Source organism: Deinococcus alpinitundrae, from assembly GCF_009982895.1.
Lineage (GTDB): Bacteria > Deinococcota > Deinococci > Deinococcales > Deinococcaceae > Deinococcus > Deinococcus alpinitundrae.
Genome location: NZ_WXZL01000018.1, coordinates 73,834 through 84,435 on the forward strand (window position 1 = coordinate 73,834; position 10,602 = coordinate 84,435).

The 10,602-nt window shown below is 64.3% G+C and carries 13 protein-coding genes; 4 read left to right on the plus strand and 9 right to left on the minus strand.

The annotated features are described in order from the left end of the window. Positions 1-57: 57 nt before the first annotated feature. From GUI70_RS15870 to GUI70_RS15880, 3 genes are all read right to left on the minus strand, one after another. The gene (locus GUI70_RS15870; protein ID WP_161883292.1) at positions 58-777 is read right to left on the minus strand and encodes a histidine phosphatase family protein; all 720 of its coding nucleotides are present in this window, start codon (positions 775-777) and stop codon (positions 58-60) included. Then, positions 774-1,940 (minus strand): phosphoribosylformylglycinamidine cyclo-ligase, encoded by a 1,167-nt coding sequence (gene purM / locus GUI70_RS15875; protein WP_161883293.1) that lies wholly within the window; start codon positions 1,938-1,940, stop codon positions 774-776. Before purM ends, GUI70_RS15870 begins: the two co-directional genes overlap by 4 nt. A gap of 156 nt (positions 1,941-2,096) precedes the next feature. Further along, on the minus strand, positions 2,097-2,774 hold the full coding sequence (locus tag GUI70_RS15880) for a TVP38/TMEM64 family protein (protein WP_161883294.1): 678 nt from the start codon (positions 2,772-2,774) through the stop codon (positions 2,097-2,099). A gap of 179 nt (positions 2,775-2,953) precedes the next feature. Between GUI70_RS15880 and GUI70_RS15885 the strand changes: the two genes are divergently transcribed. Then, positions 2,954-3,943 carry a polyprenyl synthetase family protein gene (locus tag GUI70_RS15885; RefSeq protein ID WP_161883311.1) on the plus strand — a complete coding sequence of 330 codons (990 nt, stop codon included), beginning with the start codon at positions 2,954-2,956 and terminating at the stop codon, positions 3,941-3,943. 97 nt (positions 3,944-4,040) lie between these two features. Here GUI70_RS15885 and GUI70_RS15890 read toward each other — a convergent pair whose 3' ends face one another. From GUI70_RS15890 to GUI70_RS15900, 3 genes are all read right to left on the minus strand, one after another. Beyond that, positions 4,041-4,550, minus strand: a complete 510-nt coding sequence (locus tag GUI70_RS15890) for a superoxide dismutase (RefSeq protein ID WP_161883295.1) — start codon at positions 4,548-4,550, stop codon at positions 4,041-4,043. 203 nt (positions 4,551-4,753) lie between these two features. Beyond that, positions 4,754-5,278 (minus strand): SMC-Scp complex subunit ScpB, encoded by a 525-nt coding sequence (scpB, locus tag GUI70_RS15895; protein WP_161883296.1) that lies wholly within the window; start codon positions 5,276-5,278, stop codon positions 4,754-4,756. Further along, a complete protein-coding gene (locus GUI70_RS15900; RefSeq protein WP_237724972.1) occupies positions 5,275-5,904 on the minus strand; it encodes an L-threonylcarbamoyladenylate synthase in 630 nt (209 codons plus the stop codon). The genes scpB and GUI70_RS15900 overlap by 4 nt, the downstream gene beginning before the upstream one ends. A 94-nt stretch (positions 5,905-5,998) precedes the next feature. On the opposite strand from GUI70_RS15900, the gene pilC reads away from it, so the two are divergent. Continuing rightward, complete coding sequence (gene pilC / locus GUI70_RS15905; RefSeq protein WP_161883297.1) at positions 5,999-7,228, plus strand: type IV pilus assembly protein PilC; 1,230 nt, start codon at positions 5,999-6,001, stop codon at positions 7,226-7,228. Positions 7,229-7,497: 269 nt separating this feature from the next. Here the strand turns inward: pilC and GUI70_RS15910 are convergent, their stop codons facing one another. The 3 genes from GUI70_RS15910 to GUI70_RS15920 are packed head-to-tail and all read right to left on the minus strand — an operon-like array spanning position 7,498 to position 9,516. Beyond that, complete coding sequence (locus tag GUI70_RS15910; RefSeq protein ID WP_161883298.1) at positions 7,498-8,082, minus strand: transposase; 585 nt, start codon at positions 8,080-8,082, stop codon at positions 7,498-7,500. A gap of 18 nt (positions 8,083-8,100) precedes the next feature. After that, a complete protein-coding gene (locus tag GUI70_RS15915) occupies positions 8,101-8,889 on the minus strand; it encodes an IS66 family transposase (RefSeq protein ID WP_237724976.1) in 789 nt (262 codons plus the stop codon). Between the two features lie 27 nt (positions 8,890-8,916). Further along, the gene (locus GUI70_RS15920) at positions 8,917-9,516 is read right to left on the minus strand and encodes a DNA replication initiation control protein YabA (RefSeq protein ID WP_161883300.1); all 600 of its coding nucleotides are present in this window, start codon (positions 9,514-9,516) and stop codon (positions 8,917-8,919) included. A gap of 252 nt (positions 9,517-9,768) precedes the next feature. Here GUI70_RS15920 and GUI70_RS24430 point away from each other — a divergent pair, with 252 nt between their 5' ends. Continuing rightward, positions 9,769-9,909: a BrnT family toxin gene (locus tag GUI70_RS24430; protein ID WP_237724973.1), complete on the plus strand. Its 141-nt coding sequence runs from the start codon at positions 9,769-9,771 to the stop codon at positions 9,907-9,909. Next, positions 9,906-10,217, plus strand: a complete 312-nt coding sequence (locus tag GUI70_RS15925) for a CopG family antitoxin (RefSeq protein ID WP_161883301.1) — start codon at positions 9,906-9,908, stop codon at positions 10,215-10,217. The genes GUI70_RS24430 and GUI70_RS15925 overlap by 4 nt, the downstream gene beginning before the upstream one ends. The last annotated feature ends 385 nt before the right edge of the window (positions 10,218-10,602 follow it).

A 10,602-nucleotide genomic window follows, 5' to 3' on the forward strand; every position in this document is an offset into this window, starting at 1 on the left:
CGGTGCAAATTACCGGGCGCTTTTTCGTGTTTCCGTGTGGGTGTGTGCGGGCATAACTTACGGCGTGGCTCCCAGCCCCAAGTCGTCGGCCTCGCCCGCCGCTTCCAGGTCTTCGAGGTGGGCAGCGTCGTTGAAGCCCAGCAGCGTGCCGCCCTGATCCGAGAGCAGCACCCGGGTGACGCTGGTGTTGGCCACCGACAATCTGGCCCAGGCGTTCGCGGGCACGCCGCCCAGTGCCAGCCCCACGGCCACCCGCACCACCCCGCCGTGCGTGAAGACCATCACCCGCTCGCCTTGGTGCCGGGCCGCCAGCTCGCTGAGCGCCGCCGCCGCGCGGGCGTACAGATCGGCCATGCTCTCGCCGCCGGGCCGCCGGGTCGCCCAGGGATCGGCCCGCAGCGCCGCCAGGTACTCGGGGTAACGGCTGCGGATCTCCGGTAAGCCCAGCCCGCTGAGCTGGCCCACGTCGATCTCGCGCAGGCCCGGCACGGTCTGCACCTGCGGCTCACCGCTGAGGCGCTCGGTGACGATCTCGGCGGTGCGCTGCGCCCGCACCAGATCGCTGGAATACACGGCGGCAAAGCGCTGGCTGGTCAGGCGCTCGGCCAGGCTGGAGGCTTGCAGCACCCCCACCACGCTCAGCGGCACGTCCGTCTGGCCCTGATAGCGCCCATCGGCATTCCAGGTGCTCTCGCCGTGGCGCACCACCCACAGCTCCGCCGAGGCGTGCCGCTCAGGCAGGCTCAGCCCGGTGGGCGGTTTGGGCAGGGTCGTCACAGAAGCGCTCCACCCGGCTGGGGAGCTGAAAGTGCAGTGGGCAGGTTGAGCAATTCGACCCGTTCGTGTGCTGAGTTCTCGTGGGACACCACCTCACCGATGACCCAGGGCGACTCGCCCGCGCCGCGCAGCACATCCAGCGCCTGCGCGGCCTGATCCGGCGGCAGCATGAACAGAAAGCCCACGCCCATGTTGAGCGCCCGGTACGCCTCGCGCCCAAGGATGCCGGACCTCTGGACAATCCGCTCAAACAGCGGTGGCAGGGCGTAGCTTCCCAGATCGAAGCGCAGGCCCAGTTCGCCGGGCAGCACGCGCGGCGGATTGTCGATCAGGCCGCCCCCGGTGATGTGGCTCATGGCCCGCACGTCAACGCCCCCTTCGGCAAGCGCTCGGTACGCCGCCAGATAGCAGCGGTGCGGTATGAGCAGGGCGTCTTGCAAGCTGCCGCCCAGTTCGGCGTCGGGAGCCTGCCAATCAAGGCCGTCGAGCGCGGCGCGGGCCAGGCTGTAGCCGTTGGTATGCAGGCCACTGCTGGGCAGGGCGATCACCACATCGCCCGCCTCCAGCCGCTCGCCAGTGATCAGCTCGGCCCGGTCCACAACGCCCACGACGGTGCCCACGATATCGAGTTCGCCTTCCACGTACACACCCGGCATCTCGGCGGTCTCGCCGCCCAGCAACGCCACGCTTACCTTTTCGCAGGCCTGCGCCGCACCCGTCACGAAGGCGGCCACCTGTTCGGGAATCAGCTTGCCCATCGCCACGTAATCGAGAAAGAACAGCGGGCGCGCGCCCTGCACCAGAATATCGTTGACGCAGTGGTTGACGATGTCCGCGCCCAGCCCACCGTACTGCCCGGCACGGCTGGCGACCTTGGTCTTGGTGCCGACCCCGTCGGTGGAGGCCACCAGCACCGGGTCACGCATGGCCCCAAAATCAGCTCGGAACAGCCCGCCGAAGCCGCCCAGGGCGCCCAGCACCTGCGGGCCGTGGGTCCGCGCCACCGCACCTTTCATCAGCGCCACGGCGCGGTGGCCTGCGTCGATATCTACCCCTGCGCGGGCGTAGGCGGAAAGCGGAACCGGGGTGGCCTCCGGTGTGGCGGGTTCGCTCACAGAGGATTCACTCACGGAAGAATCGGGGGGAAAAGCATCCTGGGTCATGGGCAACGTCTCCTGACAGTCCAGCGACGTTGTGCGGCCCTGCTCGCGCCCCTTTCGTCGAAGGGCTGCCGGAAACCGGGGCCGCCGTCGCCAGCGTGAAAGCAGTCTACCCGACCGGGCCACCTGGACTGGGCTGCTGTGGTCTGAGCGCTTCGCTCACACCGGGGGGTCGCCGGGCGGCATCAAGGAAGCCGACGAGGAAGACGCCGCCGGTGACCGGGAGCGCCGCCACCACCAGCGGCCTAGCACACCCAGCCCCACCGCCAGCGACAGGCCCGTCACGCCCCACAGCAGCCGCGCCGGACTGGCCGAGAGCCACACCACCAGCGTGGTGGCCGGGAGCGCCCCGGCTGCCGAGGCGGCCATGAACGGCCAGAAGGCGATCCCCACAGCCCCCGCCACCAGGTTCATAACCTCGGCCTTGAGGGCAGGCATCAAGCGCACCAGCAGCACCGCCCGCACCCCGCGCGTCTCGGCGAACACCTCCAGGCGGTGGGTCATGCGCTCGCCCGCCAGCCGCCGCACCGCCCAGCCGCCGAAGCGCTGCCCCACCCGGTAGCCCAGTGCCGCGCCCAGCAGCGTGCCGGTATAGACGATGGCAAAGCCGCCCCAGAAGCCGTAGAGCAGGGCCGCCAGCACCACGTCGGCAGCGGCGGGCAGCAGTGGCACGACGGCCTGCACCAGCATTCCAGCAATCAACGCCAGCGGTCCCCAGAACCCCAGCCGCCCGACCAGGGCCTGTCTCGGCGCGGGGTCGGGGCCGAGCAGCACGCCGCCGACTGTCCACAGCCCGCCGCGCACGCCGGGAATGAGCAGCAGTCCGGCGATCAGCATCGCGGCGACCAGCAGCAGCCAGCCTCCCGGCGCGCGGCCAGAACGCTTCAGGCGGGCAGCGGGAGCGGCGGTCGGGGCGGGCGGCTGAAGTTCCGGCAGAGCGTCTCCTTGAAGGGCAGGGGTGTAGACAGGATACTGCCCCGGCCCGGGCCGGGCGTCCCAGGTTAAACTGCGCCTTGATGCGCTCCGAACTGCTCGACCTGATTCTCGGCCTGCTGCCCGACACCCATTCGCGCCCGGAGCTGCGGGCCTTTTACACTATGTTGCGCGACTACCCGCAGCGCGGTGGCAAAGGTCTTCGCAGCGAACTGCTGCTGCTGAGCGCCGAGGCACACGGCGTGCGCGAGGGCAGCCCACAGTGGCGCAGCGCGTTGTGGCTCGGCGCGGTCATCGAACTCTTTCAGAACTGGGTGCTGATTCATGACGATATCGAGGACGACAGCGAGGAGCGCCGGGGAAAGCCTGCGCTGCACCGTCTGCACGGCCTGCCGCTGGCACTGAACGCCGGAGACGCCCTGCACGCCTACATGTGGGCCGCCGTGGCCGAAGCGGGCGTGCCGGGAGCCTACCAGGAAGTGCTGACCATGATTCACCGCACCGCCGAGGGCCAGCACCTCGACCTGGACTGGGTGGCGCGGCGCGAGTGGCAGCTCAGCGAGGCCGATTATCTGGAGATGGTGCGGCTCAAGACCGCCTACTACACGGTTGTCATTCCGTTGCGGCTGGGTGCGCTGGCCGCGGAGCAGCCGCCCAGCGAGGCGTTCACCCGCGCCGGAGAAGCCCTGGGCGCGGCCTTTCAGATCAGGGACGACGTGCTCAATCTGCTCGAAGACGCCGGGAAATACGGCAAGGAAATTGGCGGCGACTTGCTGGAGGGCAAACGCACTTTGATCGTGCTGCACTGGCTTGGTGACGCGCCCGCCGATCAGCGCGCCGCCTTCACCGAGCAGATGGCGCTGCCCAGGGCCGACAAGGACCCGGCCAGGATCGCCGAGGTGCTGGGCTGGCTGCGCCGTAGCGGCAGCCTGGACTACGCCCAGCGGGCGGCGGCACAGCGGGGCGAAGCGGGCCTTGCCCTGCTGCAAGAAACCCTCAGCGGCGCGGCGAATCCGGCAGCGGCGGCCAAGATGCTGTCCCTGGTCCGCAGTTACGTGACGCGGGAAGCCTGAGCGCCCACGGTCGAGATGAAGAAAGTGGGAACCTCTCCGAGTGCGTCGGGAGGTTCCCACTTTCTTCAACGGCTCCGCGCAACGGCGGGGTTCAGGTTCAGGGAATCTTGACGGCGCTGCACGCCACGCCCGCGTCGGCAGGTGCGCCGCTCTCATCCTTGGCAGTATGAACGTTGTAGTAAGTGGCGGCCTGCACCACGGTCTTGGCGACGCTGCCGGTCAGGGTCAGGTTGCCACCCGCGTCGGACTTGCCGACCATCATGCTGTCGAGCAGGGCCGGGCCGTTGCTGGAGCAAGGATCGGTGGTCTGGGTGCTGCCCTGGTTGTGGTAGTGGGCTACATAGTAGGTGTTGGCAGCCACACCGGTCAACTTGGCATTGGTCGCCACTGTCGCGCCGTTGACTGCGACGGCCACATTGCCCATCGGGGTGATATCGGTGGCGGCAGGCTGACGACCCAGGCTGTACGACGCCGTGCCCTGCTTGACGGCCATCGCGCCGTCGGACATGGTGCCATTGGACATCGTGCCGCTCTTCATGCCGCCGCCCATCATCGAGCAGGAACTGAGAAGGACGACACCCATACCGAACATCATGACGTTTTTCATAGTGACCTCTTTTGGAGAAAGCGACTTGGTTTCGCTGCGGGCACTGACCGGTCGCGCTCGCCAAAGCCAGTGCAGGTGAAAAGAACACCCCCATCATGAGCTGCGCGGCCCCCTGCGCATAAGTAACTATCGATCCAATTTCTAGGCCAGCTGATCTTTGTCTAAAGCCGACCTTAAGACACTAGGGCCGTGAGTCATCTCACCTAGCCGCGCAGCAGTTGACTGAACTCTGCACCCTCGGCTTGCAGCGGCGGCAGGTCGCCCACGTCGCGCAGCCCGAACTCGAGCAGGAAGCGCTCTGTGGTGGCGTAGAGCAGCGGCTGGCCCACGGCGTCGGCGCGGCCCACCACCTTGATCAGTTCGCGCTCCTGCAAGGTGATGACGGTGCTGGCACTGCCGCCGCGCATCGCCTCGATCTCGGCGCGGGTCACCGGCTGGCGGTAGGCGATGACGGCCAGCACCTCCAGCGCCGCGCCCGATAGGCCCGGCAGCGGCGGGGGTGAGAGCAGCGGCGCAAGTTGCTGCGCCAGAGCGGGCGGCACCACCAGCCGGAAGCCGCCCGCCACCTCCTCGACCAGAAACCCCAGCCCGGCGCGCGCCAACTCAGTGGCGTAGGCTTCGAGCTGGGCGCGCGCCTGCGCTTCGTCCAGATTTAGCAGCTTGCCCAGTTCCGCCGCCCGCAGCGGCCTGCCTGCCGCCAGCAGCGCCGCACCGATCAGCGCCTTCACGGTTGTCTGCCCGGGACTCCGGCCAGCACCGCGTGGACGACGGACACGGGCAGGGCGCCCTGGCGCAGGATCTCCCCGCTCTCACAGTCCACGACGGTGCTGGGCAGCAGGCCAGTCTCGGGCGAGGCGGACGGCCCCTCAAGCAGCACGGCGGCCAGATTGTAGGTGCGTGCCTCGGCCAGCGTGCGGGCGCTGGGCTGGCCCGCCGGATTGAGACTGGTGGTCGCCAGCGGGCCGCCCCAGCGCGCCAGCAGCGCCTGGGTCAGCGGGTGGTCCGGCACCCGCAGGCCCACCTTGCCGCCGAATACCAGCCAGGCTGGGCAGATCGGCGCGGCGCGGACGACCAGGGTCAGCGGACCGGGCAGCAGGGACACGAGCGCCTCGAAGATCGGCTGCTGCGGCGCGGCGAGGGCACGCGCCTGCGCCACGCCACCACATGAGACTTGCAGGGCCTTGCCTGCCGGGCGGCCCTTGATGGCTGACAGCGCCGTGACCGCTGGCTGTGAGGCGGCGTCCACCCCCAGCCCCCAGACGGTCTCGGTAGGGAAGCCGACGATCCCGCCACCAGCCAAGGCGGCGAGGGTGGCAGTCCACGGTGAAGGCGGCTGTGTTTGGGGCTGCTTCAATGCACTTCTCCTGGGGCTGCGCCGCGCCCTGTTTGTGACGTGTCGTTCGGAGCGTGTAAGTCCAGCGCAAGACTGCGCCGACTATACTGATCTCATGCCGGTCTTTGAATACCGCGTGCGTGATCGCAGCGGCAAGGTGCTCAAATCCCAAACCGAAGCCGACTCGATAGCCCAGGTGCGCGATTCGCTGCGCTCCAAGGGCCTAATGATCGTCGACATCAAAGCCCCCAAAGGGGGCATGCAGACCGATCTCAACGATCTCAAGATTCCTTTTCTGAGTGACCGCCCGCCGGGCCTCAAGCCGGTGGCCATCTTCTCCAAGCAGCTCGCCACCCTGATCAACGCCGGGGTGCCGCTGGTGCAGGCGCTGACCATCATGCAGCGCCAGATCGAGCACAAGGGACTGCAAGGGGTGGTCCGCAAGGTCCGCAACGATGTGGAAGCCGGAACGCCGCTGTCCGAGGCGATCGCCAAATTCCCCAAGGTCTTCAATCGCCTCTATATCAACCTGGTGCGCGCGGGTGAGACCAGCGGCACCCTCGACAGCGTGCTGGAGCGGATCGCTGACTTTCAGGAAAAGGATCTGGCCCTGCGCGGCAAGATCAAAAGCGCCATGACCTACCCGGTGATCGTGCTGGTTTTCGCGCTGCTGATCACCTACTTTCTGCTCACCACCATTGTGCCCCAGTTCGGCGGCATTCTCACCCAACTCGGCGGAGACCTGCCACCGCTCACCCGTGGGCTGATGGCCGCTTCCGACTTTCTGAAGACGAAAACGATCTTTATCGCCTTGATCGTGGCCGTGATAGTCGTCGCCTACCGGCAGTACTACAAGACCAATAAAGGGCGGCGCGTCATCGACGACTTCAAGTTGAAGATACCCGTCTTTGGGACCCTCCTGAAGAGGACCGCCATCGCCGGTTTTGCACGCACCTTCGGCCTGCTGATCAGCAGCGGCGTGAATATCATCGAGAGCCTGGAAATCACCAAGGGCACGGCCAACAATGCCATCGTGGAAGACACCATCGAGAATGCCAAGAACGTGGTGATGGTCGGCGAACAGATGAGCGGCAGCCTGGCGGCCAGTTCGGTGTTTCCACCGATGGTGGTCAGCATGGTCGCGATCGGCGAGGAAACCGGCGCCCTCGATACCATGCTCGGTAAGGTCGCCGACTTCTACGACCGTGAGGTGGAAGAAGCGGTTGAAGGTCTGACTGCTGCCATTGAGCCGATCATGATCGTTTTCCTGGGTACCATCGTCGGTCTGATTGTGGCGGGCATGTTTCTGCCGATGTTCAGCATCATCAACAAACTCAGCCAGTAGCTCTTGTCAAAATGTAGTGGGTGTGTCGTTTTTGCGATGTATATGTCGACTGAGGTGTGGGAGGGCTTCGAAGCCCTCCCACACCTTTTCTCTAAAATGCAAGTGAACGGATACTTCACATGACACAGTGAAACGACATGTTCAGCGCATCAGATTGAGTCCGCTGCCTCCGAATAGTTCGTCCACAACGAGCAGATCTCTACTTGTCGTTTTACACCCCAACTTGTCGTTTCGTAGTCCCAAAATTTAGTTTCCTGATATCTTGCAGTTTAGAATTCGTGATGAAGAAGTGCGTCCTGGACAGCATTGACCCGATCAATCTCTAGATAAAGCTCCGTAAGGCGCACGCCAGCGAGAAATTTTTGTCTGAATCGGCAGGCCAGATCACGCCGATTGGGCCAGGCTGGATCGCCTGGATCCAGGCGATCCAGGAACTCGAAGTGGCAGAGCAAGAAACTGAGGAGACTCAGACAGAGGAACCGCAGTACGCCTTTTTTACTGTGCTGGCCGAAGTTTCCGAACCCAAAACGACTTTTGAGAGTCTTGAACAGGGCTTCAATTTTCCAGCGGCGTTTCCCAGTGTGTTTGATGACCTGAGCGGTGCGTGGCACGGTTGAGACGATAAATCGCTGTTCCCGTTTGTCGCCTGTTTTGGCCGGCAGCCATACCCAGCTCAGCCAGAGCGGAACTCCTGGAAGATCGTGCAGCTCAATTTTGCGGCCTGGGGTGGTGATATCGCGCAAATGTTGTCCGGTCGAGGTTTTCCGGTCTGCACGCATCCCAATGAACACAGCAAATCCCAGCGCGATGACGCCCTGGATAAACGCCTTACTGCTGAACCCTCCATCCGCCAAAAGATGAATCGTATGTAATTACCGGGTGTTCTGATCTCTGCGGTGATCGAGCAGGGTCTGGAAGGGGTCGAGTCCACGCAAGCGGGCGGTTTGCGTCAGGGACTTGAAGATGGCAAAGGCCTCACTGCCGGCGGTGGTCTTGCTGCAGTGCGAGACCTTGCGGGCGATGACGGCTGGACGCAGGGCCCGTTCAGCAGCATTATTGGTCGGCTTAATGAGCGGATCATCCAGGAAGCGCAGCAGGTTGCCGCGCTGGTGATGCTTGACCAGACCCTTTTGTAGGCGCAGATTTTCCTTCGAACGACAAGGTTGATCGAGACGCGTCTCAATCTGAGCGGTGAGTTCGCGTCCCTGGCGTTGGTACTCGAGGAGCGTGCAGTATCCCAGATGGAAGCGCTGATGCAACCCAAGGGCAACGTGGAAGTCGGTGAGCAGCTTCTGCGGGTAGGCGCGTCCTCGTCCGGCCTGCTGAAGTTGCACATTCAGCGCCTGTTTGCACGAACCGATGACATGATGCAGGCATTTCTGCTGCTTGACCTCCGATAGACTCACGGGGTCATAGGTGCTGAACCGGTCACAGCATAGGGTGCCCTGGTACGTGTTGGGAACGAGTTCCTGCAGCTGAGCGTGGGTGTGACGCGTGCGGATCTGATAGACCACGCTCTGCGTGGTCTTGAACCCCTGCAACCACGCGGGCTGACCGTGAATGCGCCACCCCGTGTCATCCTGATGGACGTAGGGCTGCTGCTGCACATCGTCGCGCAACTGTTGGTACTGGCGCTGCAACACGCTCGCGTTGCGCGTCACGCGCAACGCATCTCTGGTCAGCGCACTCTAACTGACGCTCAATCCGGTGGTCAACCGCAGCACCTCAGGCACCTTCCGAACCGGGATCCCCAGGTCGTAATGCAAGCTGTGCGCCAGGCAGTACACCTCAGGACTCAGCCGGTGGGCACTGGCACCGCGTTGGTCCGCTGCCACCGCTGGGTGCGTGGCCCGGACAGCCCGACCGCACACGTCGCAACGACCCACCTCCAGGTGGTACGCCGTCACCTGAGGCGGCGCTGCGGGCAGCGCCGTGATGAAGGCGAAGTCCGTCTTGAACGGCTGCAGCTCACCGCCACACGGACAGCGATTCTGGAGCTTGACGTCCACGATCCGGGTGACCTGTTCACGGCTGGGACGCTGCTTGGAGACAAATGGCCCCTGCCCAGCATGACGGCCCGGCGGTTTGGGCTCCGCCTTGGGCTGCTCACAGCTGTAGGGAGCGACGTACTTCTTGCTCTTGCGTTCCAGTTCCTCAATCCGCTTCTTGAGCCGACCATTCTCCGACCGGAGCGCTTCGTTCTCTGCTTCGAGCGCCTCGAGCCGAGCGGTGAGCTTGCCGATCATTTCCAGCAGCTCCACTATCTTCGGGTCGCTTGCTCCAGCCACGCTGTACCTTAACCCGCCGACCGCCCCACTGCTACCCAGCTATCCGGTAATCAGATACCAGGACTTGTTACCGGGCTGGCTGTCAGTGTACCCCTTTTGGCATTGCCTCTCTACGGCTTGCCTTCATCACGTCGTACCACTTTAGGCGTCAAATCAGCGTCAACGCCTGGCTTCAGTGTCTTCCCTGACAGCTATGGCCGTCACCGGAAATGCGAATGCAAAGCCGTTGGGCAATTCCTCCAGCGTACCGGTATGGAGCAGGGTGTAGTCGGCAAGATGGAAGGCAGATGTCTCACGGTCATCCTGACTCGGCGCGGCGACCTAGCCCGCATCGTGACGGCCCACGAGGCGAGTAAAGCGGAACGCAGCGCTTACCGAAAAGAGAACCTATGAGCGAGATGACAATAATCACTGACCTGAGCCAAGTTCCCGATTTTGAGAGCAAGGTCGAGGAGGCGACGTTCTGGGCCGCCCATGCCTTTGCACCGGACCTCCTGAACGCAGAGAACGCCGTGGCCGATGATCTACTTCCCCCGGTCCGTCCCCGCAAGTCCAACCCCACCAGCCTGCGCCTAAGCGCCGATTTAGAAAGCCGCCTGCGGCACTTAGCGCTGCTCAAGCAAACGAGTTACCAGACCCTGCTCAAGGAGTTCGTGCTGGAACGAGTTTACGAAGAAGAGAAACGGCTGCGTGTCATTTGAAAGGCGAGAAGCTATCTCTTTGGATTGGACGCCGCTGAATGGAAGCACGTCCCGCTGTGCGACCTGCTCGTAGACGAGAGAGCAACGAGCGTCACAGACCGGCTAACGCACGGGCGTCTTGAGCGTGATGGGGTGACCCTAAATAGGTGACAGTTTCTGGGCGCACGTGTGGAAGGCGCGGATAGACGCGCGTTCAGTGCTGCTCCAGAGCATATTGACGGGGGCAGTCTTGAGGGTATTGAGGCCGTACCGCATCACCGAAACGGCTAGACGTCCGTGAGCAAGTACCCTTATGGCGACCGTGTTCCAGGGTGGCCACATACAACAGATGACCGTGCGCATCTCGGACAGCGCAGACCCGCAGTGGCACGCCATAGACCATCAA